This window comes from Citromicrobium bathyomarinum (assembly GCF_038594605.1).
Taxonomy (GTDB): Bacteria; Pseudomonadota; Alphaproteobacteria; order Sphingomonadales; family Sphingomonadaceae; genus Alteriqipengyuania; species Alteriqipengyuania bathyomarina_B.
The window spans coordinates 64,298-89,292 of record NZ_JBCFZM010000001.1; the positions used below are offsets into that span (position 1 = coordinate 64,298).

General features: G+C 64.3%; 27 protein-coding genes and 1 tRNA gene. 25 read left to right on the forward strand and 3 right to left on the reverse strand.

Features of this window, described 5'->3' with window-relative positions:
• Window positions 1–38 precede the first annotated feature (38 nt).
• Window positions 39–1,184 carry a beta-ketoacyl-ACP synthase III gene (locus AAG612_RS00330; RefSeq protein ID WP_342506120.1) on the forward strand — a complete coding sequence of 382 codons (1,146 nt, stop codon included), beginning with the start codon at window positions 39–41 and terminating at the stop codon, window positions 1,182–1,184.
• Window positions 1,185–1,229: 45 nt separating this feature from the next.
• Window positions 1,230–1,979 carry a phosphatidylserine decarboxylase gene (locus AAG612_RS00335; RefSeq protein ID WP_342506122.1) on the forward strand — a complete coding sequence of 250 codons (750 nt, stop codon included), beginning with the start codon at window positions 1,230–1,232 and terminating at the stop codon, window positions 1,977–1,979.
• 11 nt (window positions 1,980–1,990) lie between these two features.
• On the opposite strand, the gene AAG612_RS00340 is transcribed toward AAG612_RS00335, so the two are convergent.
• Window positions 1,991–2,236 carry a hypothetical protein gene (locus tag AAG612_RS00340; RefSeq protein ID WP_342506124.1) on the reverse strand — a complete coding sequence of 82 codons (246 nt, stop codon included), beginning with the start codon at window positions 2,234–2,236 and terminating at the stop codon, window positions 1,991–1,993.
• A gap of 339 nt (window positions 2,237–2,575) precedes the next feature.
• Here AAG612_RS00340 and rpsB point away from each other — a divergent pair, with 339 nt between their 5' ends.
• The gene (gene rpsB / locus AAG612_RS00345; RefSeq protein WP_342506126.1) at window positions 2,576–3,334 is read left to right on the forward strand and encodes a 30S ribosomal protein S2; all 759 of its coding nucleotides are present in this window, start codon (window positions 2,576–2,578) and stop codon (window positions 3,332–3,334) included.
• Window positions 3,335–3,423: 89 nt separating this feature from the next.
• Window positions 3,424–4,350: a translation elongation factor Ts gene (gene tsf, locus AAG612_RS00350; RefSeq protein WP_342506128.1), complete on the forward strand. Its 927-nt coding sequence runs from the start codon at window positions 3,424–3,426 to the stop codon at window positions 4,348–4,350.
• Between the two features lie 21 nt (window positions 4,351–4,371).
• Here tsf and AAG612_RS00355 read toward each other — a convergent pair whose 3' ends face one another.
• Window positions 4,372–5,253, reverse strand: coding sequence for a metallophosphoesterase (locus tag AAG612_RS00355; protein WP_342506130.1), 882 nt, complete (start codon window positions 5,251–5,253; stop codon window positions 4,372–4,374).
• 136 nt (window positions 5,254–5,389) lie between these two features.
• Between AAG612_RS00355 and pyrH the strand changes: the two genes are divergently transcribed.
• The 10 genes from pyrH to rpmE all read left to right on the forward strand — a co-directional run bounded on the left by pyrH (window position 5,390) and on the right by rpmE (window position 15,025).
• A complete protein-coding gene (gene pyrH / locus AAG612_RS00360; RefSeq protein ID WP_342506132.1) occupies window positions 5,390–6,112 on the forward strand; it encodes a UMP kinase in 723 nt (240 codons plus the stop codon).
• A 17-nt stretch (window positions 6,113–6,129) separates the two neighbouring features.
• Window positions 6,130–6,687, forward strand: coding sequence for a ribosome recycling factor (gene frr, locus AAG612_RS00365; RefSeq protein ID WP_342506134.1), 558 nt, complete (start codon window positions 6,130–6,132; stop codon window positions 6,685–6,687).
• A 187-nt stretch (window positions 6,688–6,874) separates the two neighbouring features.
• Window positions 6,875–7,516: a polyprenyl diphosphate synthase gene (gene uppS, locus AAG612_RS00370; RefSeq protein ID WP_342508568.1), complete on the forward strand. Its 642-nt coding sequence runs from the start codon at window positions 6,875–6,877 to the stop codon at window positions 7,514–7,516.
• On the forward strand, window positions 7,503–8,297 hold the full coding sequence (locus AAG612_RS00375) for a phosphatidate cytidylyltransferase (protein WP_342506136.1): 795 nt from the start codon (window positions 7,503–7,505) through the stop codon (window positions 8,295–8,297). Before uppS ends, AAG612_RS00375 begins: the two co-directional genes overlap by 14 nt.
• Before the next feature lie 7 nt (window positions 8,298–8,304).
• On the forward strand, window positions 8,305–9,459 hold the full coding sequence (dxr, locus tag AAG612_RS00380; RefSeq protein ID WP_342506138.1) for a 1-deoxy-D-xylulose-5-phosphate reductoisomerase: 1,155 nt from the start codon (window positions 8,305–8,307) through the stop codon (window positions 9,457–9,459).
• A complete protein-coding gene (rseP, locus tag AAG612_RS00385) occupies window positions 9,456–10,574 on the forward strand; it encodes an RIP metalloprotease RseP (protein WP_342506140.1) in 1,119 nt (372 codons plus the stop codon). The genes dxr and rseP overlap by 4 nt, the downstream gene beginning before the upstream one ends.
• A 171-nt stretch (window positions 10,575–10,745) precedes the next feature.
• A complete protein-coding gene (gene bamA / locus AAG612_RS00390) occupies window positions 10,746–13,481 on the forward strand; it encodes an outer membrane protein assembly factor BamA (RefSeq protein WP_342506142.1) in 2,736 nt (911 codons plus the stop codon).
• The gene (locus AAG612_RS00395) at window positions 13,481–14,188 is read left to right on the forward strand and encodes an OmpH family outer membrane protein (protein ID WP_342506144.1); all 708 of its coding nucleotides are present in this window, start codon (window positions 13,481–13,483) and stop codon (window positions 14,186–14,188) included. Before bamA ends, AAG612_RS00395 begins: the two co-directional genes overlap by 1 nt.
• Window positions 14,189–14,252: 64 nt before the next feature.
• Window positions 14,253–14,690 (forward strand): 3-hydroxyacyl-ACP dehydratase FabZ, encoded by a 438-nt coding sequence (gene fabZ, locus AAG612_RS00400; protein WP_342508570.1) that lies wholly within the window; start codon window positions 14,253–14,255, stop codon window positions 14,688–14,690.
• 110 nt (window positions 14,691–14,800) lie between these two features.
• Window positions 14,801–15,025 carry a 50S ribosomal protein L31 gene (rpmE, locus tag AAG612_RS00405; RefSeq protein WP_342506146.1) on the forward strand — a complete coding sequence of 75 codons (225 nt, stop codon included), beginning with the start codon at window positions 14,801–14,803 and terminating at the stop codon, window positions 15,023–15,025.
• Window positions 15,026–15,163: 138 nt separating this feature from the next.
• Here rpmE and AAG612_RS00410 read toward each other — a convergent pair whose 3' ends face one another.
• The gene (locus AAG612_RS00410; protein ID WP_342506148.1) at window positions 15,164–15,793 is read right to left on the reverse strand and encodes a prolyl hydroxylase family protein; all 630 of its coding nucleotides are present in this window, start codon (window positions 15,791–15,793) and stop codon (window positions 15,164–15,166) included.
• A gap of 197 nt (window positions 15,794–15,990) precedes the next feature.
• Between AAG612_RS00410 and AAG612_RS00415 the strand changes: the two genes are divergently transcribed.
• From AAG612_RS00415 to AAG612_RS00465, 11 genes are all read left to right on the forward strand, one after another.
• Window positions 15,991–16,067, forward strand: a tRNA-His gene (locus AAG612_RS00415).
• Window positions 16,068–16,129: 62 nt separating this feature from the next.
• Window positions 16,130–17,194, forward strand: coding sequence for a Leu/Phe/Val dehydrogenase (locus AAG612_RS00420; protein ID WP_342506149.1), 1,065 nt, complete (start codon window positions 16,130–16,132; stop codon window positions 17,192–17,194).
• Between the two features lie 129 nt (window positions 17,195–17,323).
• A complete protein-coding gene (gene ccmC, locus AAG612_RS00425; protein ID WP_342508572.1) occupies window positions 17,324–18,055 on the forward strand; it encodes a heme ABC transporter permease CcmC in 732 nt (243 codons plus the stop codon).
• The gene (locus AAG612_RS00430) at window positions 18,052–18,195 is read left to right on the forward strand and encodes a hypothetical protein (protein ID WP_342506151.1); all 144 of its coding nucleotides are present in this window, start codon (window positions 18,052–18,054) and stop codon (window positions 18,193–18,195) included. Before ccmC ends, AAG612_RS00430 begins: the two co-directional genes overlap by 4 nt.
• Complete coding sequence (ccmE, locus tag AAG612_RS00435; protein WP_342506153.1) at window positions 18,192–18,656, forward strand: cytochrome c maturation protein CcmE; 465 nt, start codon at window positions 18,192–18,194, stop codon at window positions 18,654–18,656. Before AAG612_RS00430 ends, ccmE begins: the two co-directional genes overlap by 4 nt.
• A 16-nt stretch (window positions 18,657–18,672) precedes the next feature.
• Window positions 18,673–20,652 (forward strand): heme lyase CcmF/NrfE family subunit, encoded by a 1,980-nt coding sequence (locus AAG612_RS00440; RefSeq protein WP_342506155.1) that lies wholly within the window; start codon window positions 18,673–18,675, stop codon window positions 20,650–20,652.
• Window positions 20,649–21,176 carry a DsbE family thiol:disulfide interchange protein gene (locus AAG612_RS00445; RefSeq protein WP_342506157.1) on the forward strand — a complete coding sequence of 176 codons (528 nt, stop codon included), beginning with the start codon at window positions 20,649–20,651 and terminating at the stop codon, window positions 21,174–21,176. The genes AAG612_RS00440 and AAG612_RS00445 overlap by 4 nt, the downstream gene beginning before the upstream one ends.
• Window positions 21,176–21,583 carry a cytochrome c-type biogenesis protein gene (locus AAG612_RS00450; protein ID WP_342508574.1) on the forward strand — a complete coding sequence of 136 codons (408 nt, stop codon included), beginning with the start codon at window positions 21,176–21,178 and terminating at the stop codon, window positions 21,581–21,583. Before AAG612_RS00445 ends, AAG612_RS00450 begins: the two co-directional genes overlap by 1 nt.
• On the forward strand, window positions 21,580–22,269 hold the full coding sequence (locus AAG612_RS00455; protein ID WP_342506160.1) for a tetratricopeptide repeat protein: 690 nt from the start codon (window positions 21,580–21,582) through the stop codon (window positions 22,267–22,269). The genes AAG612_RS00450 and AAG612_RS00455 overlap by 4 nt, the downstream gene beginning before the upstream one ends.
• A 122-nt stretch (window positions 22,270–22,391) precedes the next feature.
• Window positions 22,392–24,338 carry a potassium transporter Kup gene (locus AAG612_RS00460; RefSeq protein ID WP_342506162.1) on the forward strand — a complete coding sequence of 649 codons (1,947 nt, stop codon included), beginning with the start codon at window positions 22,392–22,394 and terminating at the stop codon, window positions 24,336–24,338.
• Window positions 24,339–24,401: 63 nt separating this feature from the next.
• On the forward strand, window positions 24,402–24,851 hold the full coding sequence (locus AAG612_RS00465) for a hypothetical protein (protein WP_342506164.1): 450 nt from the start codon (window positions 24,402–24,404) through the stop codon (window positions 24,849–24,851).
• The last annotated feature ends 144 nt before the right edge of the window (window positions 24,852–24,995 follow it).

Genomic DNA, 24,995 nt, shown 5'->3' on the forward strand with positions numbered 1-24,995 from the left:
TGCCGCATCGGCCACCTGCGGCTAATCCTCAGCCCCCCATGACAGCGCATTCGAATTCCGGGGCCGTACGGCCCGTCATCTCCGCTACCGGGCTGTTTACGCCCGAGGACAGCATCAGCAACGAAGAACTGGTCGAGAGTTTCAACGCTTTCGTCGACCGGCACAACGCCGCGCACGCAGACGCGATTGCGGCGGGCGAGGCGGAGGCGCTGACGCACAGCTCGGTAGAATTCATCGAGAAGGCGAGCGGGATCAAGGCGCGCCACGTCATCAACAAGGCGCCGCTGATAGATCCGGCAATCATGGAACCGCGCCACGAGCCGCGCGGCAATGACGAGCTGTCGATCATGGCCGAGATCGGCGTGGCTGCTGCGCGCGATGCGCTGGCGCGGGCAGGGCGCGAGGCGAGCGATGTCGACGCGGTGCTGTGCGCCGCATCGAACATGCAGCGCCCCTATCCGGCGATGGCGATCGAGATCCAGCGGGCGCTGGGGATCGACGGCTTCGGCTTCGACATGAACGTCGCGTGCTCGTCCGCCACTTTCGGCATCCAGACCGCCGCGGACTATATCCGCTCGGGCAATGCGAAGAGCGTGCTGGTCGTCAGCCCCGAGATTACGAGTGGCCACCTCAACTGGCGTGACCGCGACAGCCACTTCATCTTCGGCGATGTCGCGACCGCCGTGCTGGTCGAGGATGCGGACATCGCGCCCGCCGGGCATTGGGACATTCTCGGCACGCGGCTCAAGACCGTGTTCTCCAACAATATCCGCAACAATTTCGGCTTTCTCAACCGCGCCGAGCCCGAGAGCATCGGCAGCGACGACAAGCTGTTCGTCCAGGAAGGGCGCAAGGTCTTCAAGGAAGTCGTGCCGATGGTCGCCGAGATGATCGTGACCGAGGCGGAGCGTCTGCAGATCGATCCGGCAGGGCTGCGACGGTTGTGGCTGCATCAGGCCAATGCCGGGATGAACCGCCTGATCGCCCAGCGCGTGCTGGGGCACGAAGCGAGCGAGGACGAGAGTCCGACCGTGCTCGACACCTACGGCAACACTTCCAGCGCAGGATCGATCATCGCCTTCCATCTCAACAACGAAGATCTGGTCGAGGGCGACACCGGACTCATCTGCAGCTTTGGCGCGGGCTATTCGGCAGGCGCCGTATTCGTGCGCAAGTGCGCATGACGGGATTCCGGGTGCAATCGGCGTGCAGTGCGAAGGGTCCGATCCTTGGCGGGTGAGGTCATGGATAATCGCGGTCGGGGCGAGGCGAAGCCCGGGCTCCCCTCGGTTCATCCCGAAGGCCGGAAATATGCGCTGATCTGCCTCGGCGTGTCGCTGATCGCGGCGTTGCTGGCGTGGGAGACGATCGCCTGGCCACTCGCCTTCCTGTCGCTGTGCATCCTCGCGTTCTTCCGCGATCCCGAGCGTATCGTGCCGCGCGACGATTCGCTGATCCTCTCTCCCGCCGATGGAACGGTCACCCAGATCGTGGAGGTCGAGGTGCCGCGCGAGTTGCAGGGCGAGGCGGAGGGACGATTCAAGGGCATGGGGGCGGGGCCGGTCACCCGCGTCTCGGTCTACCTCAGCATTTTCGATGTCCATATCAACCGCAGCCCATGCGGGGGGACGATCGGCGATATGGCCTACGTGCCGGGCAAGTTCGTCAATGCGGAGCTCGACAAGTCGAGCGAGGAAAACGAGCGGCAGCATATCGTCATCACGCGCAGCGATGGCGTAGTCGTGGGAATGACGCAGATCGCCGGATTGCTCGCGCGGCGCATCGTGCCTTTCGTGAAGCCGGGGGACATCGTGGCGGCTGGACAGCGCGTGGGGCTGATCCGTTTCGGCAGCCGGGTCGATCTCTATCTGCCGGAAGGCACCTCGCCCCAGGTGCTGATGGGCCAGCGGGTTATCGCGGGCGAAACCGTGATCGGCCGGCTGGGCGTCACGACCGAGCTGGAAGGCCTCAAGCAGTAATTTTCAAAAAATCAGGCGGCGGCACGAAGGCTGCTGGTTTCGCGGTGACGGCGGATGGCCGAACGCGGGGCCGGGCGGGCGCTCGCCCTGCGCAGGTTGCAGATGTCGGCAGGTGCGCCCTCGGGCGTGCGCATCGCGCGCAGTTCGGAAGCGAGCGCGCGGTAGGAATGCCAGCCGCGCAGAGCGCTGTCGGCCACGGAAACCAGCGCGGCGATCGCGGTCAGTGCGAGCAGGAACGTGATGGCAAGTGCAATCATGGTCTTTCTCCGGCCTTTCGTTCTCCGCAAGGGTCGGTGCAAAACCATTGGACCGGCTGTGGAAAACATGCTGATATCTTGTCAGCGACTCACGGTGTTCCGCTGATGGAGGCCTTTGTTCTCGATTTGTTCTGAATGGTCAAGCGGAATCTCGCTGCGCGGGATCCATTCAGCGATAATTTACGGGTGGATTTTTCAGCGGACTGGCGCTAAGGGCGCCGCTTCCGCGTGATAACGCGCGGGAAAATCCACATGGAAAGCGCATCATACCGGTGCCGAGGCGGGCAATCCGCCGCAGGTCACTCGCTTTCCAGAGGCATAACCGGAAAGGAATTCCCTATGGCGGCTCCCACCGTCACGATGCAGCAATTGATCGAGGCCGGCGCACACTTCGGCCACCAGACCCACCGCTGGAACCCGCGCATGAAGCCGTACATTTTCGGCGCGCGCAACGGTGTCCACATCATCGACCTCTCGCAGACCGTGCCGCTGATGGCGCGTGCGCTCGATTTCGTCGCGGCGACCGCGCAGGGCAAGGGCAAGGTGCTGTTCGTCGGCACCAAGCGCCAGGCGCAGGAACCGGTGGCGGAAGCGGCCCGCATGAGCGGGCAGCACTTCGTCAACCACCGCTGGCTGGGCGGCATGCTGACCAACTGGAAGACCATTTCCGGTTCGATCAAGCGCCTCAAGACGCTTGAAGAACAGCTTTCGGGCGACACCAGCGGCCTGACCAAGAAGGAAGTGCTCAACCTGACGCGTGAGCGCGACAAGCTCGAGCTTTCGCTCGGCGGCATCCGCGACATGGGCGGCATTCCCGACGTGATGATCGTGATCGACGCGAACAAGGAAGATCTCGCGATCAAGGAAGCCAACGTGCTTGGCATTCCCGTCGTCGCGGTGCTCGATTCGAACACCGATCCGACCGGCATCGCCTTCCCCGTTCCCGGCAACGACGATGCGGCGCGCGCCGTGCGCCTGTATTGCGACGCCTTCGGTGAAGCCGCGCGCCGCGACGGCGCGAGCGATCCGGGCGTCGGCGAGATGGAAAACCCGCCCGCCGAGGCCACTGCCGAACAGACCGCTGAAGCCTCCGCGTAACCGCGGCTTCACAATCGCTGACTAGCGCCCCGGAGCGGATCGACCCGCCCCGGGGCGTCAACCACATTTCAAAACCAAGGATACGAACGATGGCCGCTTTTACCGCCGCTGACGTGAAGAAACTCCGCGAGAAGACCGGCGCGGGCATGATGGATGCGAAGAAGGCGCTCGAAGCGGCCGACGGCGACGTCGAAGCCGCGGTCGACGCGCTGCGCGCCAAGGGCCTCGCCACCGCACAGAAGAAGTCCAGCCGCACCGCGGCCGAGGGCCTGATCGGCGTGGCCGTGGAAGGCACCCGGGGCGTCGCGGTCGAAGTCAACTCGGAAACCGACTTCGTCGCCAAGAACGACCAGTTCCAGGATTTCGTGCGCAAGACCACGCAGGCTGCGCTCTCGGCCGATAGCGACGATGTCGAAACATTGAAGGGCATGGCCCATCCCGATGGCGGGACCATCGCCGACAAGCTGACCGACAATGTCGCGACCATCGGCGAGAACCAGCAGGTCCGCCGGATGAAGACCGTCTCGGTCGATCAGGGCATGGTCGTGCCCTACGTGCACAATGCGGTTGCACCGAACCTCGGCAAGATCGGCGTGCTCGTCGCGCTCGAGAGCGAGGCGGATGCCGCCACTCTCGAAACGCTCGGCACCAAGCTCGCGCAGCACATCGCCGCCGCGTTCCCGCAGGCGCTGACCGCCGACGATCTCGACCCCGAACTGATCGAGCGTGAGCGCAAGGTTGCGGCCGAGAAGGCTGCCGAAAGCGGCAAGCCCGAAAACGTGCAGGAAAAGATGGTCGAAGGCGCGATCGGCAAGTTCGCCAAGGAAAACGCGCTGATGAGCCAGATCTTGGTGCACGACAACAAAACCCCGATCGAGCAGGTCGTGGCGCAGGCCGGCAAGGAAGCCGGCAAGCCGATCGTGCTCAAGGACTACGTCCGCTTCCAGCTGGGCGAAGGCATCGAGAAGGAAGAAAGCGACTTCGCGGCGGAAGTCGCGGCAGCCGTGAAGGGCTGACGTCGCTTCCTCATCGCAGGGTCAATTCGCGGCCGTCGGGTTCCTGCCCGGCGGCCGCAGTCGTATCAGCCATATCTCGGGCCGGGTGCCGAAGCGGATGGGCAGAACGCTCGTGCCGAGTCCTGCGCCGACGATGGCAGTGCCGTTCGGGTCGTCGGTCCGCCCGCAGGCGAACCGCGTGCCATAACGCGACTGGGTCGCGATCGCGCCGACCAGCGGGAGCCTGATTTGCCCGCAATGTGTATGCCCGGCGAGGATCAGCGATCCTTGGGGCAGGTCGGGCAGAGAATCGGGGCTGTGGCCAAGGAAGATGCGCGCGCCTTCGAGCTCGTCCATCGCCGCCAGCGTCTTCGGAATATCGTCGCGCCCGGTATAGTCGTCGTCCAGCCCGCCGATCACCAGTGGTCCGGCCTCGACCGCCTCGTTGGTGAGGATGGTCACGCCGCGCCGGGTCAGTTGCGAGGTAAGCCCCTCCAGATCGAACCAGTGGTCGTGGTTGCCGGGCACGAAGAAGGTGCCGAGCGGTGATTCGAGCTCGCCCAGCGGGGCGACGATTTCTTTCGGCTCGTAGACCTTCGTTGCCAGCGATTTCTCGCTCACCAGATCGCCTGCGATCATCACCGCGTCGGGCTTTAGCGCGTTGATCTGTGCCACGATGCGCCGCAGCCGTTCGGGCGGCACGTCCGGCCCGGCAATGTGGATGTCGGAAATCAGCGCAACGGTGACCGGCGCTGCGTCGGGTGCCATGTCGTCCAGAACCACGGTGGTGCGCATCACCTCAGGATCGCCCATCGTGTCTTGCCACGTTTTCCAAGCGATCAATGCGCCGATCAGCAGGATCAGCGTAAGAATTGCGAGGGCGAGCTTGCGAGCTTTACCCGCAGGGAAGGAGAATGCGGCCATGGCGCATTCTTGCGTGCGGGAGGCCAGCCGGGCAAGCGGAACCTTGCCCCCGCGTCGTGCGCTTTCGCCAGACGTTGCCACCCGCGCGCCCCCGCGTTAGGGCCAGACGCCTGCCCGCTATTTCGAGACTGCCTCCATGCCGATCAAAAACGCCAAGCGTATCCTCCTGAAACTCTCGGGCGAAGTGCTGATGGGGGAACAGGAATTCGGGATCGACCCGGGTTTCGTGACCGAGCTGGCCAAAGAGGTGAAACAGGCCAAGGACGAGGGTTGGGAAATCTGCCTCGTCATCGGCGGCGGGAACATCTTCCGAGGAATGGCGGGCGCGGCGCAGGGGATGGACCGCGCGCAGGCCGATTACATGGGCATGCTCGCCACCGTCATGAATGCACTGGCGATGCAGAGCGCGCTCGAACAGCTGGGCGTGCCGACGCGCGTCCAGAGCGCGGTGCAGATGGACCAGGTGTGCGAGCCGGTGATCCGCCGACGCGCGGAACGTCATCTGGAAAAGGGCCGGATCGTGATCTTCGCCGCCGGTGTCGGCGCGCCCTATTTCACCACCGACAGCGGGGCGGCGCTGCGCGCAGCGGAGATGAACTGCGATGCGCTGTTCAAGGGCACCAGCGTGGACGGGGTGTATGATTCTGACCCGAAGAAAAACGCGAATGCCAAGCGCTACGATTCAGTGACTTATGACAAGGTGCTGGCGGACAACCTGAAGGTGATGGACGCCAGCGCGGTGGCATTGTGCCGCGACAACAATATTCCGATTGTCGTATTCTCGATCCGCGAGAAGGGCAATCTCGCCCGCGTTCTCGCCGGGCAGGGCACGCAGACGATCGTCCAGGCAGAACAATAGACGAGGAAAGCCCAGATATGGCCAAGTACGACAAGAACGATATCGAGCGCCGGATGCAGGGCGCGGTGGAAAGCCTCAAGGGCGATCTGGCGGGTCTGCGCACGGGCCGTGCGAACACCAGCCTGCTCGATCCCGTGGTGGTCGAAGTCTACGGATCGATGATGCCGCTCAACCAGGTGGCGACCGTTTCCGCGCCCGAATCGCGCATGCTCAGCGTCCAGGTGTGGGATAAGGGCAATGTAAGCGCGGTCGAAAAGGGCATTGCGCACGCCAACCTGGGTCTCAACCCGATGCAGGACGGCCAGACGCTGCGCATTCCGATGCCCGACCTGACCGAAGAGCGCCGCAAGGAACTCGCCAAGGTCGCCGACAAGTACGGCGAGAACGCCAAGATCGCGATCCGCAACGTGCGCCGCGACGGGATGGAAGCGCTCAAGGAAGACGAAAAGAAGAAGGACATTTCCGAAGATGATCGCAAGCGGTCCGAGGACGAGGTCCAGAAGCTGACCGACAAGCATGTCGCGGAAACGGACACGGCGGTCGAGCAGAAGAAGAAGGAAATCCTCGCGCAGTGAACGGTTCGGGCCAAGCTTTCCCCCTTCTCTTCTGGGCAGGGGCAGCGAGACTTGGCGAACCGCAGGTGAGCCCAGTCGCAGCGGGGTGGGGCACGACTGGTGCTGCCGCGCTTCGCGTCCCCCACCCCCCCACCCCCTCACCCGAAGGAGAGGGGGAGTGAGCGTGGCCAAACATGTCGCCATCATCATGGATGGCAATGGACGCTGGGCGAAGCGCCGCGCCCTGCCGCGCGCCATGGGCCACAAGCGCGGGGTGGAGGCGGTGCGTACGCTGGTCCGCAGCCTCGAAGGCACCGGGGTCGAGTGCCTGACGCTCTATGCCTTCAGCTCCGAGAACTGGAAGCGTCCGGAAGACGAGGTTTCGGACCTTATGAACCTGATGCGCAGCTTTATCCGTTCCGATCTCGAGGAATTCGTCGCGAATGGCGTGAAGCTGAAGATCGTGGGCGACTGGCGCGCGCTCGATCCGGATATCGTGGCGATGCTGGAGGACGCGCTGGAGCGGACTGCCCACGGCACGCATACCGTGGCTGTGGCGCTCAATTACGGTTCGCAGCAGGAGATCGCGGCAGCGGCCCGCGCAGCGGCGCAGGAAGGCGAAATCACCCCCGAAGCGATCGAGCGGCACCTGTTTACGGCGGACCTTCCGCCAGTCGATCTGCTGATACGGACCAGTGGCGAGGTGCGCCTTTCTAATTTTCTGTTATGGCAAATGGCTTATGCGGAGATGATCTTCGTCGAGACGCTGTGGCCGGACTTCACGCCGCAGCACTTGAGCGAGGCGCTGGAAGAGTTTGCGAGGAGAGAGAGGCGCTATGGCGGCCGATGACGATGCACCGGCACAAGAAACGCCGGCCACCGCCACCAGTGGCGCCGAGATGCAGCGTTCCGACGCGGGCGAAGACACGCTCGCGACCGACGCCGAGCTGCGCGAGATCAAGGAACATTCGCGGCGAAAGACGCTGGGCATTAGGGCCGCATCGGCGACCGTGCTCCTCGGGTTCGCAGTCGCGATCTACTACTTCCTCGGCGACCGGGGGCTGGATCTGCTGGTCGGCGCGGTTGCCGCACTGTGCTTTCTCGAGCTCATTTTCCTGATCATCAAGATTACCGACAATGTTCCCTATCGCCTTGCCGCGATCCTTGCGGGGGCATGTTACATCGGGCTCGGCGCGGTGATCCTGATCGCGTTCGACATCCAGTATTTCTACATGACGATCGCGGTAGTGGTCCTCGCAGATACCTTCGCTTACGTCTTCGGCACATTGATCGGCGGACCGCGCATTCTGCCCCGGGTCAGCCCGAACAAGACCTGGGCTGGCTTGCTCGGCGGGATGTTCGGTGGCTTCCTCGCACTGACTCCGCTGATCTATCTTTCGTCGCGGATCATGGGTGTGCTCGACATGCAGGCGCTGATCGTCGCGGCGATCGCGGGGCCGGTCCTCGCGGCTGTCGCGCTGGCAGGCGACCTGTTCGAGAGCTGGCTGAAGCGCAAGGCGGGGGTCAAGGATTCGAGCCGTCTCATCCCGGGGCATGGAGGCTTTTTCGACCGCTTCGACGGCGTCATCCCCGTTGCCATCGTCATCGGCGTGATCACGTCGCTGGCATGATGATCTGATGCGCTCGATATCCATTCTCGGGGCGACGGGCTCGGTCGGCGACTCCACCTTCCGCTTGCTGCGCAAACATCGCGCGGACTGGCGGGTAGAGGCACTGACCGCCCAGTGCAGCGCGACCAAACTGGCCGAGCTGGCGAAGGAATTCGACGCTCGGATAGCAATAGTCGGTGACGAGGCCTGCCTGCCCGAACTGCGCGAGGAGCTGGCCGGTAGCGGGATCGAGGCCGCAGGTGGCCGCGCGGCTCTGATCGAGGCGGCGGCGCGTCCGGTCGATATCACCATGGCCGCGATCGTCGGTTGTGCCGGGCTGGCCCCGGTCATGGCGGCGATAGAGCAGGGCGGCACCATCGCGCTCGCCAACAAGGAAGCGCTGGTTTCCGCAGGCGAAGTGATGACCGAGGCAGTCGCACGGCATGGTGCCACGCTGCTGCCTGTCGATTCGGAGCACAACGCGATCTTCCAGTGCCTCAACGGCAATGATCTGGCCGAAGTGCGGATGATCACGCTGACCGCCAGCGGAGGCCCGCTGCGGCTGCTCTCCACCGACGAGTTGCAGCGCGTCACGCCCGATCAGGCGGTCGCGCATCCCAACTGGGATATGGGTGCGAAGATCAGCGTCGATTCCGCCACCATGTTCAACAAGGGGCTGGAACTGATCGAGGCGCATCACCTCTTCCCCGTTGGCCTCGACAGGATTCGCATCCTCGTCCACCCGCAAAGCGTGATTCATTCGATGGTCGAATACCGCGACCACTCGACGCTGGCGCAGCTGGGCCCGTCGGAGATGATGGTGCCGATTGCCTCGTGCCTTGCGTGGCCCAAGCGCATGGAAACACCGTGCGAACCGCTCGATCTCGCGAAGATCGGCGAATTGACGTTCTTCCAGCCGGACGAGGACCGCTTCCCCGCCACCCGGCTGGCGCGCGCGGCCTGCGAAGAGGGCGGGGCGACCCCCGCAATTCTCAATGCTGCCAACGAGATGGCGGTCGCCGCCTTCCTCGCCGGTCAGATACCGTTCACCCGCATTGCGGCAGTGGTCGAGGACGTTCTGGGACAATCGAACCACACGCCCCGGCCCGCCACGCTCGACGACGTGCTGGCGATCGACGCCGCTGCGCGAAGTCAGGCCCGGGCAATTCTGGAGACTGCATGATCGAAAACGTGCCCTTTTGGATGTGGATAGTCGGCTTCCTGCTGGTGCTGGGGCCGCTGGTCACCCTGCATGAGCTGGGTCACCTGCTGGTGGGCCGCCTGCTGGGCGTGCAGGCTGATGCCTTCTCGGTCGGCTTCGGCAAGGAACTGGTCGGCTTCGACGACAGGCACGGCACCCGCTGGCGCATCTCCGCGCTGCCGCTTGGCGGCTATGTCCAGTTCCGGGGCGATATGAACCCGGCGAGCATTCCCGATCCCGATGCTCCGGCAGAGGAAGGCGCGTTCCAGAATGCATCGCTATGGCGACGCGCGCTGATCGTGGCGGCAGGCCCGGTCACCAATATCCTGATCGCGCTGGGCATTTTTGCGGCGTTCTTCATGATCATAGGGCGTCCGGTGCCGGTCGATGCGGAGCAGCAGCTGACCGTGGCCGGCTTCAGCGAAGGATCGCCCGCGCAGGCCGCCGGGATCGAGGTTGGCGACAGGATCGTTACGCTCGACGGCGACGCGCTGGAGAGCTTCCGGGATTTGCAACAGGAAGTTATGCTGCATCCCGAACAGCGGATGGATCTGGGGGTGGAGCGCAACGGCGAGGCTATGAGCTTCGCGGTCACCACCATGAGCCACGAGGTCGAGGATCGCTTCGGCAATGTCTCGAGGATCGGGCTTCTGGGCGTCGAGTCGGCGGGTGTCGAATATGATTTCGTGCCGCAGGGCCCGATTGAGGCACTGTCTGGCGGTGTGGAACAATCGATCGACACGTTCTCCATGATGATTACCGGGCTCAAGCAGATCGTGACCGGGCAACGCTCGGTCCAGGAGCTGGGTGGGCCGGTGAAGATCGCCAAGTTCTCCGGAGAGCAGCTGAGCTTGGGCTGGGTCGCCTTCATCAACTTCGTCGCGCTGATATCACTTAATTTGGCATTCATTAACTTGCTGCCAATCCCTGCGCTCGACGGTGGTCACCTGGCATTCTACGCGGCGGAAGCGATCCGCCGTAAACCGGTAGGCCCTCGCGCGATGGAAATGGCGTATCGCACCGGTGTGGCTCTCGTGCTCGCATTGATGCTATTCGTGACGATCAACGACCTGGCTTCGCTGACGCTCTTCGGCTGACGCAATTCCGGGCAGAGACAATGAGAGGCGGCCCCACCAGCTAATCGCACCTGCTTGAAAGGGGCGCACGTATCGGGCACAGGGCGCCGGATCGTTTGATCCGGAAGGTCGATACGGCAAAAAGCCAGTTGCGATCCGGGGTCGAAACAATTTGACGGGACATCTTCGCCAATGACGGCCATCGAAACCGGCGCAACACGCCGCTCGCGCAATATCCGCAATTATGCACTCGCCCTGCTTGGGTGCACTACGCTGGCCGGGTTGCCGCAGGCGGCTCTAGCGCAGCAGACCGACGAAGTGGCCGCGCAACCGGCAGCCACGTCGACCGATGCCGCCGAGCAGCAGCGTGCGCCCGCTGCCGCGCAACAGGGCGACATCATCCGCACGATCTCGGTGACGGGTGTCCAGCGCCTCGAGCCCAATACGATCCTCAGCTATGTGCGCCTTCGTCCGGGCGACGAATATACCAACGCCGCAGCCGACCAGGCGCTGAAGGATCTCGCCGCGACCGACCTGTTCGCAAGCTATGCGATCCGTAACGACAATGGCGACGTGGTGATCGAGGTCGAGGAAAACCCGGTCATCAACCGGATCATCCTCGAAGGTAACGACCGTCTCAAGACCGACAAGATCGTGCCCGAGGTCAAGCTTGCCCCGCGCCAGATATTCACCCGGTCGAAGGTGCGTGCCGACGTTGCGCGCATTATCGAGCTCTATAAGCGGCAAGGCCGTTTCGCAGCTACCGTAGAGCCGAAGACAGTTCAGCTCAGCCAGAACCGCGTCGACCTGGTGTTCGAGATCACCGAGGGGCCCAAGTCCAAGGTCCGCCAGATCAACATCATCGGCAACGAAGAATTTTCGGACGGCAATCTGAAGGGCGAGATGGTCACCAAGGAGACCGGCCTCTTCAGCTTCCTTAGCGGCAATACGAGTTACGACCCCGACAAGCTTGCGTTCGACCAGCAGAAGCTGCGCGAATTCTACCTGACGCAAGGGTACGTCGATTTCCGCGTTGTTTCCGCGGTCGCCGAGCTGACCCCTGACAAGCGCGACTTCATCATCACCTACGTGGTGGAAGAGGGCGAGCGCTACAAATTCGGCGACGTCGACATCAAGAGCGAAATCCGCGACCTCGATGGCGAAGCGCTGACCCGCAGCCTCTCGATCACTGACGGCGAGTGGTATGATGCCCAGCGGATCGAGGACACGGTCGAATCGCTGAGCGAGCTGGCCGGTCGCTTCGGTTATGCCTTCGCCGACGTGCGCCCGCAGTTCCGCCGCGATCCCGAAAATCTCACGATGAACGTGACGATGGTCATCAACGAGGCGCCGCGCGTCTACATCGAACGGGTCGACGTTAACGGCAACACGCTGACGCAGGACAAGGTCATCCGGCGCGAGTTCCGCGCGGCCGAAGGCGATGCGTTCAACACCCTCGCGGTCAACCGCACCACCGCCCGAATCAACTCGCTCGGCTTCTTCCAGGAAGGCTTCGAGGTCCAGCAGGTGGAAACCGCCAGTCCCGACCGGATCATTCTGGAAGCCAATGTCGAAGAGCAGCCGACCGGCGAGTTGCAGCTTTCGGCCGGGTTCTCCTCGCTCGAGAGCTTCCTGTTCTCGGGTTCGATCCGCCAGCGCAACTTCCGCGGTCGCGGTCAGACGATCGGCGCCTCGGCGCAGGTTTCGCGGTTCTCTAACTCGATCAACCTGAGCTTCGCCGAGCCTTACGTGTTCGACCGCAACATCTCGTTCGGCGCGGATATCTATCGTCGCGACGTCAACAGCTTCAACTTCATCGGCGGCAGTCGCAATACGACGTTCGAGCAGACCACGACCGGCGGATCGCTGAGGCTGGGCGTGCCGCTGACCGAATATGCATCGCTCATCGGCAGCTACACGCTCAATTTCGATCAGGTCAGCCTGGACGAAGATATCTATTTCTCGGATTTCGACCGCGATGGCGTGCGCACATGCGAGCCGATCCGGGCCGGCCGCTACCTTTGCGATGTTCTGGGCGACCGGACCAGCTCGATCCTCGGCCTCAACCTCGTTTATAATACGCTGAACAGCTATTATCGTCCGACCCGGGGCGAACGCGCCACGCTCGGTGTCGATTTCGCCGGGCTGGGCGGCGATGTGAAGTATGTGAAGCTGCGCGGGCAGGCCTCCAAGTACTGGCAGGTGTTCGGCGACTTCATCTTCTCGCTCTCGGCCGAAGGTGGCTACATCAAGGGCCTCGAGGATCGTGGCCCCGGTTTCGACGATGTCCGTCTGACCGACCGGTTCTTCCTCGGCGAGCCGCAGTTCCGCGGGTTCGACATTCGCGGGGTCGGCCCTCGCGTCCTGCGCCAGCGCGAATTGGACGACGGCGATGGCAATCCGGTTCTCGTCACCGATCGCGACCAGCTGCTGGCCGACGACGCGCTGGGCGGCAACACCTATTACCTCGGTCGTGCGGAACTTGAAATTCCGCTGGGAACGGGCGCGCGCGAGCTTGGCCTGCGCCCCTCGGTCTTCCTCGACGTCGGCGCGCTGTTCAATATCGACGAGCCGCAGCTGACGCAGAATCCGCTGGGCGATGAATTCTTCGTTCCGATTACGAACGCGGACGGGATCCCCACCTATGTCGACACCAACGGAACCCCGGATGATTTCGACGACGACGTGATTGTCGCAATTCCGGATGGCGATCCGGTTGGGGACGATCTTATTGCGCGCGGATCGACCATTCCCGCCTTCCGCGAGACATTCCTCGGCAACAGCGCTTCGCCGAGGGTCTCGATCGGGATCGGCGTGAACTGGAACTCGCCGTTCGGCCCGTTCCGGATCGACCTTTCGCACGTCCTCCTCAAGCAGGATGGCGACGACACCAAGACACTCTCATTCAACGTAGGGACGCAATTCTGATGAACTACCGCAATCTCGCCACCGCGAGCGCCGTCGCGATCGCAAGCCTCGCGCTCGCCGCGCCTGCCAGCGCGCAGGTCAACGGCATCGCGACCGCCGATCGTGCCCTGGCCGTCGCCAACACGCAGGCGCTGCAAACCGGCTTCGAGCAGATCGCCACCCAGAACCAGGCCCAGCTGACCAGCCTCGGCCAGTTGCAGCAGCAGCAGCAGACCATCGTTCGCGGGCTCGACACTGACGGCGACGGCCAGCTTTCGGAAGCCGAACAGGCTGCCGTACCCGAAGCCACGCGGCAACAGCTCGGTACGCTGAACCAGCAGATCAGAGCGATCGAGGTGCCGATCCAGCGCGCGCGCGTCTACGTCGTCAGCCAGATCGGCCAGCAATATGCACCGGCCGTGCAGCAGGTGATTGCAGACCGCTCGATCCAGATCATGCTCGCTCCTGATGCATTGATCTACGCGCCCGAAACCGCCGATGTGACCAGCGCGATCACCGCCGCGATGAACGCCCGCGCGACGAGTGCGCAGATCTCACCTCCCGCCGACTGGCAGCCCTCGCAGGGCGGCGTGCAGCTCTATCAAGAGATCCAGCAGCTGATCATGTACTCCGCGATGCAGCAGCAGGCAGCCGCCGCGGCGCAGGCACGGCAGGGTCAGCAGCCGCAGCAGCAGGCTCCGGCTCCGGCCCAGCCGACGGGGCGTTAAGATCATCGCGGACGCAGAGAACAACGACGCGGGCGAACCGCTGAGCATGCCCGAGACACGGCAGATGGACGTGCGGCAGGTCTTGAAGGCCCTGCCGCACCGCTATCCGATGCTGCTCGTCGATCGGGTGGCGAGCCTGACCAAGGGCGAGGAAATCCACGCGGTGAAGGCGGTGACCTTCAACGAGGATTTCTTCCAGGGCCACTTCCCGGGTGCACCGATCATGCCCGGCGTCTTGCAGGTCGAGGCGCTGGCGCAGGCCGCGGCGATCCTTGGGATCGAGACGCTGGACCTGGCTGGCAGTGGTAAGCTCGTTTATTTTATGGGGATCGACGGAGCCAAGTTCCGGGCGCCCGTGACGCCGGGCTGCCTGCTCGACCTCAATGTTTCGTTCCTGCAGAAGCGCAGCCGGGTCTACAAGTTCGCGGGCAAGGCCAGTGTCGACGGCAAGACGACCTGCGAGTGCGAGTTCACCGCGATGATCGCCGACCCGCCGGAATAAGGGCCGACGCGAAGCAGGCTTGCCAATCGGGCGCGTTGGGACTATCCGCGCGCCTTTCCCACCCAACAGCTGGACCGGTCGGAACCGTTCCGAGGCTATGGAGACATGACATGAAGGCCGAAGGTCACCCCGATTACCACACCATCAACGTCAAGATGACCGATGGTACCGAATTCCAGACCCGCTCCACCTGGGGCAAGGAAGGCGACACGCTGACGCTGGAAATCGACCCGACCAGCCACCCGGCATGGACCGGCGGCAAGCAGCAGCTTCAGGAAGGCGGCCGCGTTGCCCAGTTCAACAAGCGCTTCGGCGGGCTCAGCCTCAAGAAATAACGCGACATTACGCGCTTTGCGGCCTCGTGCCGCGAGGGAAGGGCGGTCCGACGGGGCCGCCCTTTTTCGTTTCGGCTTATCAAGCCAGGGAAGGTGAGGCGGAACAGGGGGCGCTGCTCTTCCCATTGCTGAAGTCCCTCACCCCCACGGCTTCTCGCGATACCACTTGGTGATCACGTATTTGGTGCCTTTGCGCACCTTCATCCCGTGGTGGATCGTATTCGGGTTCACCGTCTGGTCGGGTCGCCGGTTGTTCCAGCACACCAGCTTGCCCGTTTCGGGCTGGAAACTCTTCTTCACGACCTTGAAGCGGGTCGCGCCTCCCGCCTCGGGCTCGTTGAGGTAGATCATGAAGGTCCACGTGCGCTGGCCCGCGACCGAGCAGTATTTGTCCCAATCCTGCCCGCCGGGATTGAAATAGTCGCAATGAGCCTTGAACTCCTGCCCCACTGCGTAGCGCTGGCCTTGCAGTGGCTCCCCGTGTGCGGGGTCGATGCCGGAAAGCTCGTTTAGCAGGGCATCGAGTCGCTGGGTGCGCGGATCGTCGAGTGGCAGGTCGCAAGTCTCGCTGGTGCGGAAATACATGTCGCCATCGAAATCGGCGAGTGTCGAAGGGCGTCGTTTGGCGTCGATCATCGTGATCAGCTCCGCACAGAACGCCTCATCCAGAAAGCCGCGCTTCTGTAGCAGCTCCAGCTTGTCGAACGGTAGCCGCTGCATGCCCTTCGCAGCGAGTTGCTTCGCGTTGGATTCGCCCGGTCCGTCCATGCCGACCTCATGCGACACTCGCCGGGCGCTTTGCAAGCCGCGTAACAATCGTGCGTTTATGGCCTCGTTTGGCAATTTTTCCCTTCCCATTTGGGGTTATGCATGCAAGCGACGTGCGAATTGCGGTTCCGCCCTTGACGGAACGATTCGTGCGCGTAACTGGCACGTCCCTTGGCGTGGCTGCGCCGGGGCATATGGCGATCGTAGCTCAGTTGGTTAGAGCGCCGGTTTGTGGTACCGGAGGTCGGGGGTTCGAGACCCCTCGATCGCCCCATTCGCCCCCGCGAAGCCTCGGCACGACCGATCACACTTCCCCGGGGATGATGCGCAATCGCGATGGATGCTTTCTGGACTCAAGCCGATTTCGACGACCACGAGGTCGTTCACTTCGTCCGTGACGCAAAGCGCGGCCTGACCGCGATCATCGCGCTGCATTCCACCCACCTCGGCCCGGCAGCGGGCGGCACGCGCTTCTGGCATTATGCCGAACCGTCGGCCGCCATGCGCGACGCCCTGCGCCTCTCGCGCGGGATGAGCTACAAGAACGCGATGGCGGGCCTGCCCATGGGCGGTGGCAAGGCCGTGATCCTCGCCGACGAAAACGGCAACAAGACATCCGAAATGCTCGCCGCGTTCGGCGATGCAGTCGATGGCCTCGGTGGCAAATACGTGACCGCCGAAGATGTCGGCATCACCGTGGAAGACATGGTCGCAGTCAACAGCCGCACCGATTTCGTTTCGGGTCTGCCGGTCGAAGAGGGCGAGGCGGGCGGAAATCCCGGCCCGTTCACCGCGCTCGGCATCTATCTCGGCATCAAGGCCGCGGTTCGGCACAAGCTGGGGCGTGACAGTGTCGAGGGTGTCCACGTTGCCTTGCAGGGCGTCGGCAGCGTCGGCGGCGGAGTGGCCCGGCTGCTCGCCAAGGACGGTGCCAAGCTGACGCTCGCCGATATCGACACCGATGGCGCGCAGGCGCTGGCCAAGGAACTGGGTGCCGACGTGGTGGGCCCCGATGCGATCATGTCGGTCGGCTGCGATGTTTTCAGTCCCAATGCGCTGGGCGCGATCCTCGACGAGGAAGGCATTGCCCGGCTCGACTGCAAGATCGTGGCGGGCGGGGCCAACAACCAGCTGGCCCGCGAAGGCAATGGCGCGATGCTGGCGCAGCGCGGGATCCTCTACGCGCCCGACTACGTCATCAACGCGGGCGGCATCATCAGCGTGACGATGGAATATCTCTGCCGCCGCGAAGATGCGCCTTGCGACATCAACGAAGTGCGCAAGCGGATCGCCCTGATCCCCGAACGACTGACGCAGATTTGGCAGGACAGCGAAGCGAGCGGCTCCTCGCCCGACCGTGTCGCCGACGCCATGGCGCAAAAGCTGATCGGGCGCGGCTAAGGGCGACTCGCCGGTCGCGCGCTGTCGGTCGAAGGCGCCCCGTATCCGCCGGGCGGAGTCGGAGCAGATAGCCCTTCGTCGAGCTTGCGCCGAGCCTGCGTGGACGGCATAGAGCGCGGCGAGAAAATCATGCACGGTTTCGCCAATCCCCGTAAGTTTCTCGGCCTCGCACGCAGGCTGACCCCGATCCTCCTCGTCATCGGCGTGGTGGTCTCGCTGGGTGCTGTGCTGTGGGGTTTGCTGATGGTCCCGCCCGACCGGCTGATGGGCGAAACCGTCCGCATCATCTTCATCCACGTGCCTTCCGCGTGGCTTGGCATGGCAGGCTGGATGACGATTGCCGGATCGAGCCTGGCGTTCCTCGTCTGGCGGCACCCGCTGGCCGCGCTGGCCGCGCGCGCTGCGGCGATCCCGGGCCTCGTGTTCACGGCGCTGTGCCTCGCCACCGGCTCGATCTGGGGGCGGCCGACCTGGGGCACCTGGTGGGTGTGGGATGGGCGGCTGACCAGCATGCTGATCCTGTTGTTCCTTTACCTTGCCTATATCGCACTGAGCCAGGCGGTCGACCGCGAGGGCGCGTCGGCACGCCTGCCTGCGATTTTCGGGCTGGTCGGCGCGGTCAACATTCCGATCATCAACCGCTCGGTCGTGTGGTGGAATTCGCTCCACCAGCCGCCCAGCACAACGCTGAGCGGCAGTTCGATCGACGGCGTGTTCCTGTGGCCGATGCTGATCGCGCTGCTCGGCTTCACCTGCCTGTTCGCCGCCTGCACGCTGATGAACATGCGCGCGCTGCTGGCCGAGGCGCAGGCCGAAGCACGGCTTCGTCGCCGTGCACTGGAAGCGGAGCCTGCCGAATGATCCGTGAATCGCTCTCGCAATGGGACTATGTGATCGCGGCCTATGCGCTCGCCATTCCCGCGATCGCCGCGCTGCTGATCCTCAGCTGGCTGCGGATGCGCAAGGCCGAGAAAGCCCGTGAGGAGGCGCGCCGGAAATGACGACACTCGCCCCCAAGCATCAGCGGCTGGTGCTGCTGGTGCTGGCACTCGCAGTGCTGGTCGCCGCCGGGCTGCTGGCCGCATGGGGTCTGCGTGCGCAGGCCGACTATTTCTACCTGCCCGAGGATGTGGCGGAAAATCCCCCCGAGCCGGGCCGGGCGATCCGCCTTGGCGGCATGGTTCAGCAGGGATCGATCCGCACGCTGCCCGATGGCGTCACCATCGCGTTCGTGGTGGGTGGGCGAGAGGGCGACACCGTCCCCGTGACCTATCGCGGGATCGTGCCCGACCTCTTCGTCGAGGGCTCCGGCGTGATCGCCAATGGCAGCTTCGGGCAGGGCGGCACCTTCGAGGCCGAAACCTTGCTGGCCAAGCACGACGAGAACTACACCCCGCGCGAGCTTGAAGGTCTGAGCGACGAGGCGGTCCACAACGCGCTGGAAGAAAGCGCCGCACAGTGAGGTCTTCGGGCACGCCATGATTGCCGAACTCGGCCTTGCCGCCCTGTGGCTTGCCGCAGGGCTATGCGTGCTGCAACTCGCTGCCGGCGTGGTGGGTGTGCGCAGCGCCGAGCCCGGTGCGGTCAGCGCGCTAGCCCGGCCTGCCGCCATCCTGCAGGGCCTGCTGCTGGTCTTCGCCTTTGCCTGCCTGCTGAGGCTGTTCGTGGTGACCGACCTGTCGGTCGCGCTGGTCGCGGCCAACAGCCACTCTGACAAGCCCTTCATTTTCCGCCTTTCGGGGGCCTGGGGAAACCACGAGGGCTCGATGCTGCTGTGGGTCACCATCCTCGGGATTTCGGGCGCGCTGGTCGCTGCCTTCGAGCGCCGCATGGACGACCGCTTCATGAAGTCAGTGCTCGGTGCGCAGGCTTTCGTCGCGCTGGGCTTCCTCGCGTTCCTGCTGTTCAGTTCCAACCCGTTCACCCGGCTGAGCCCGCCTGCGGAATTCGGCGCGGGGCTCAACCCGCTGCTGCAGGATATCGGACTCGCTTACCATCCGCCCATTCTCTACCTCGGCTATGTCGGTCTTTCGGTGGCGTTCTGCTTTGTCGTTGCCGGACTGGTGACGCGGCAGGCGGGGCCGGAGCTGGCGCGCGTGATGCGGCCGTGGGTGCTGGCGGCATGGGTTTCGCTGACGCTGGGCATCGCTGCCGGAAGCTATTGGGCCTATTACGAGCTGGGGTGGGGCGGCTGGTGGTTCTGGGACCCGGTCGAGAACGCATCGCTGATGCCATGGCTGGCGGCGACCGCGCTGCTCCATTCGGTCAGCGTCCTGGCCGCCCGCGACGCCTTGCGCACCTGGACGATCATGCTGGGCGTGGTCGCATTCTCGATGAGCATGGTCGGCACCTTCCTCGTGCGGTCCGGCATCCTCACCAGCGTCCACGTGTTCGCGGTCGATCCGGCACGCGGCGCCTTCATCCTCGCCCTGCTGATGATCTATGTCGGCGGCGCTTTCGGTCTGTTCGCGCTGCGGGCAGGGGTGCTGGCGGAAGGCAAGCGCTTCGCCGCGCTCAGCCGCGAAGGTGCGCTGGTGTTCAACAATGTGATGCTCAGCGCGATCCTGGCGGTGGTGCTGCTGGGCACGCTCTACCCGATTCTGACCGAGGCCTTCGACACGCGCGTCTCGATCGGCCCGCCCTACTATAATCCGGTCACCGCAATCTTTGCCGTGCCGATGCTGCTGGCGCTGCTGGTCGGCCCGCTGCTCCGCTGGAAGCGCGATAGCCTGGCGCGCGTCGCGGTGCCGGTCGTCCTGATCGGCGCGGTCCTCGCCGCGTCGGTGACGGTGATCGTGATTTTCTCCGGCGCGGGTGTGCTGCCGACCATCGGCCTCGCGCTGGCCGCCGCGCTGGCGCTGGCGAGCTGGCTGCCGCTGCGCGGGCGCAAGCTGCGGTTCGTGCCGCTCGCCCTGTGGGGATCGATGCTCGCGCATTTCGGGGTCGCGGTCAGCCTCGCCGGAATGGCGAGCGAGAGTGCCTTTTCGACCGAGCGGCTGGTGGCGATGAGCGCGGGCGACAGCGTGTCGGTCGGCCCGTTCGAGGCGACGTTGCAATCGGTCGAGCCGGTTGCCGGGCCGAACTGGACCGCGCTGCAGGCGCGTGTCGCGGTATCGGGCAGCAACGGCGAGACGCTGCTGCGTCCGCAAGCGCGCTATTTCACCGAGCCGGTGCAGAATACCAGCGAATCGGCGCTGATGACGCGCTGGAACGGGCAGCTCTACGCCATCCTCGGCGACGCGGTTGGCCCGGCGGAGAGCGGCGAAGGCCGCTGGCAGATGCGCCTGTGGTGGAAACCCTTCGTGCCGCTGATCTGGTACGGCGCGCTTTTGATCGCGCTGGGTGGGTTGCTCGCGATCTTCGGCCACGTGCGTGCAAGTGCGCGGGCGCGCAAGATCCGTGAAGGGGTGGCCCGGCGCCGGGCCGAGAATGTCCGGATGAAGGATGCGGCGGCATGAGGAAACTCTGGCTCATCCTTCCGCTGGCGCTGTTCGCGCTGTTCGTCGGCGTCGCGGCCTATCAGCTGACGCAGCCCAAGGACGAATTCGTACGTAGCGCGATGATCGGCAAGCCGCTGCCCGCCTTCGACCTGCCCGGTGAAACCGACGAGGCCGCGCGCGTCACGTCCGCTACCTTCGCCAAGGGGGAGCCGGTGCTGCTCAACCTGTGGGCCACCTGGTGCCTGCCGTGTATTGCCGAGGCGCCGCAGCTTGAGGCGCTGGCCGAGCGCGGGGTGCCCATTGTCGGCATCGCGATCCGCGACGAGCCGGAGGCTATTGCACAATTCCTCGAGAACTACGGCAATCCCTATGCCGCCATCGCGCGCGACGATATTGCCGAGCTGCAGCTGGCGCTGGGATCGGGCGGTTTACCCGAAACCTTCGTGATCGATGGCGACGGGATCATCCGCTACCAGCATATCGGCGATATTCGCGAAAGCGACGTGGATACGCTCTACGCAGCGTGGGAAGACGCGAAATGATGCCATCCATGCTTCTGGCGGCCTCCATCCTTGCGCTGGGTGCGCCACCCGCCGGGCAGACGACCTCGTCAGCGCCGCTTGCCAACGTCCAGCTGGCGGACCCGGCGCAGGAGACGCGTGCGCAGGAATTGATGGAAGAGCTGCGCTGCCTCACCTGCCAATCGCAGTCGATCGCAGATAGCAACGCGCCGATGGCAGGCGACATGCGCCACCAGGTGCGCAGCCGGATCGCGGCAGGCGAGAGTCCCGAGGAAGTGCGCGCTTGGCTGGTCGAGCGCTATGGCGACTACGTGACCTACCGGCCCGGGTTCGACTGGGCGACCTGGCCGCTGTTCGCCCTGCCGATCCTGTTCATCTTCGTGGCGGGTGCGATGCTGGCCCGGCGGCTGGGGGGGCGCGGCGAATGATCGGTGTCTGGATCGCTATCGCAGTGCTCGCCCTCGTCACTTTCGGCATCGGAATGTTGATCGCGCGCGAGGGGCGGCAGGTGTGGACCCTGCTCGCCTCGGCGATGATCTTCGCGCTTGCGGGTTATGCGTGGCAGGGCGCACCTGATGTGCCCGCAGCGCCGCGACAGGCGGTCGAGACGGTGATGCCCGCTTCCGAGGCGCTGATCGATGTTCGGCGCGGTTTCTACAATGTCGAGGGGATCCAGCCCTCGCGCTATGTCGTGATCGCGGACGGATTCTCCCGCAAGGGTCAGCACATCGATGCCGCCGGGCTTCTGCGCAATGGCGTGAGCGAAAACCCCGAAGATGGCCAGGCGTGGCTGGCGCTGGCGCTGGCGCTGTCCGACCATACCAGGGGCCGGGTGACGCCGCCGGTCGCCTATGCATTCGAACGCGCCCGCGCAGCCTCGCAGGGCAGCCCGGCGCCGGCCTATTTCCAGGGGCTGATGCGAATGCGGATGGGCGACCTTGGCGGGGCGCGCGATTTCTGGCGCCAGGCGGTCGAGGATGCATCGGAGGATGCGCGCGGCCGCGAATATGTCGCGGCACAGCTGGAGCGGCTCGAAGGCGTGATCAACGTGCTGGGGGAAAATCCCCGGGCCCCGCGCGCGCCGATGATGCAGGCACCCGCGACGCCGCAGTAGGCGCCGCTTGCGCACGCCATGTTGCATGTGCACACGAGCACTGCTAACCGCGCGCGTCTCCCCTGCGAGGGTAGAGACCGCGCCTGCCGGAGGCTCGCAGGCTTGAGAATGGCATTCATTGCATGAGCGATTCCGCACCAGCGCAAGGAAGTAGCAGCGACCCGGGCGCCGCGCTGCCCGTCAAAGGCACGACCGGACACCAGGCGTCCACCGCGACGCTCGCCTTCGGGGCGGTCGGCATCGTCTTCGGCGATATCGGCACGAGCCCGCTTTACGCCTTCCGCGAGACCTTTGCGGGAACCGCGAGTATCGCGATCGACCGGATGCACGTGCTGGGCGTCGTCAGCCTGATCTTCTGGTCGATGACGCTGATCGTGGCGATCCAGTACGTCACCATCCTGATGCGCGCGGACAACAAGGGGCAGGGCGGTTCGCTGGCGCTGGTCGCCCTGATTTCCCGCCATATCGGCAAGACGAGCTATGGCTGGCTGGTGGCGCTGCTGGGCGTCTTCGCCACCTCGCTGTTCTACGGCGACAGCATGATCACGCCCGCCATTTCGGTGCTTTCGGCGGTCGAGGGGCTGACCGTCGTGGACGAAGGCCTGCAGGATTTCGTCATCCCGATCGCGCTTGCCCTATTGGTATTCCTGTTCGTCCTTCAGGCGCGCGGCACAGCCAAGGTCGGCGCGCTCTTCGCGCCGGTCATGATCGTGTATTTCACGGTCATCGCCTTGCTGGGAAGCTGGCAAATCTTCAGCAATCCCGACATTCTGTGGGCTCTGAACCCGTATTATGCAGTCATGTTCTTCGTCACCGACGGGCTGGTCGCATTCCTCGCGCTGGGCGCGGTGGTGCTGGCGGTGACGGGGGCCGAGGCACTCTATTCGGACATGGGGCATTTCGGACGCGGCCCGATGCGGCTGAGCTGGTTCGGCTTCGTCATGCCGTGCCTGCTGCTCAACTATTTCGGGCAGGGCGCGATGATCGCAGGCCTTCCGCCAGAGCAGGCAGCAGAGGTCGTCCGCAATCCCTTCTTCCTACTCGCGAGCGAGGAATGGCGCCTGCCGCTCGTCTTCCTCGCCACGATGGCGACCTTCATCGCGAGCCAGGCGGTGATTTCGGGTGCGTTCTCGATCACCCATCAGGCGATCCAGATGGGCTACATCCCGCGCCTCAACATCCGCCACACCTCGGAAACCGAGGGCGGGCAGATTTACATTCCGGCGGTCAACTGGGCGCTGATGGTGGCCGTCATCATTCTGGTGCTCACCTTCCAGACCTCGTCCAACCTCGCCAATGCCTATGGCATTGCGGTGACCGGCGCGGTCACCATCGACACGGTGCTGATGGGCGTGCTGTTCATCGGCGTGTGGAAGTGGAAATGGTGGTACGCCGCGCCGATCGTGCTGTTGTTCCTGATCGTGGACGGAGCCTATTTCGCCGCGAACCTGACCAAGGTGGGCGATGGCGGCTGGTTCCCGCTGGTGGTCGGTCTGTTCGCCTTCACCCTGCTCACCACATGGGCCCGCGGGCGCAAGCTGATGCGCGACAGGATGGGCGAGGTCGCCCTGCCGATCGAGATTTTCGCAAAGTCCGCTCAGAATAGCGCCACGAGGGTGCCGGGCACCGCGATCTTCATGGCGTCGAGTACGGCGGGCGTGCCCAGTGCGCTGCTCCACAATATCAAGCACAACAAGGTGCTGCACGAACGCGTGGTGATCCTGACGGTCGAGATTCAGGATGTGCCCTACGTGGACCCAGAGCAGCGTTGCGAGTTCAGGGAGGTCGGCAGCGGCTTCTATCGCGCGGTGCTCCACTACGGCTTCATGGACGAGACCAACGTGCCTGAAGGCCTCAAGAGCATGAGCCGCTGCGGCGGCAAGTTCGACATGATGGAAACGAGCTTCTTCCTCAGCCGCCAGACCCTGCTGCCGAGCGACAAGCCCGGCATGCCGATCTGGCGCGAGAAGATCTTCGCCTGGATGCTGCGCAATTCGGCGAGCGCCATGCAGTTCTTCCGCCTGCCGACCAACCGCGTGGTGGAGCTGGGCAGCCAGGTGCGGATCTAGGGTAACGGTCGCGCAAGACCTGGGCTTTAGACTGGGCGCATGAGAATGCGCCAATCTTGCATCATGCCGCTGGTGGCGCTTGGAGTGTTGCTGGCGATTCCCGCGAATGCATGTGGGTTCATGGAAGCGCCTCCCGTACCTTCCGACTTCATATCGGGCACGATCTTGCAGGGTACAGTCGTTGGAACCGAAACGGAGCGCGGTCGGCGGTACATCACCGTCGAAATAGAGCGTGTCGTTCAGGGCAAATACCCTGCTGAAATCTTCGTCTTTTCGTTCCAGCCGTACGACGGAAGCGGAATGTGCCCACCGCCGGGTCCCGGTAATCTGAAGCGAGGCGACAGAATTGTCATCTACAGCGATCAGGTAAAGAATGGCGCCGAGCCGGACGCATGGATGAGCTACGATTATGCAAGAAAACATGATCCTCGCGTGCGATCGTCGGCACGCAATATCCCGTTTACGCCGTTGACGCGTCTTCTTTTCGCGCTTGATCGCCTCGGCGATGATTAGATCGCTGCGGGCTCTTCCCCGTGGCTGCGTTTCTTGCGCTCCGGATCAAGGCTGTGCCGCAGCAATAGTGGCAATTTCCTGGGTGTGAAGGCGAGGCCAGGCTCTGGGTAGCCCGTACGTCATCCGGTTAGACCCGCTGCCCGA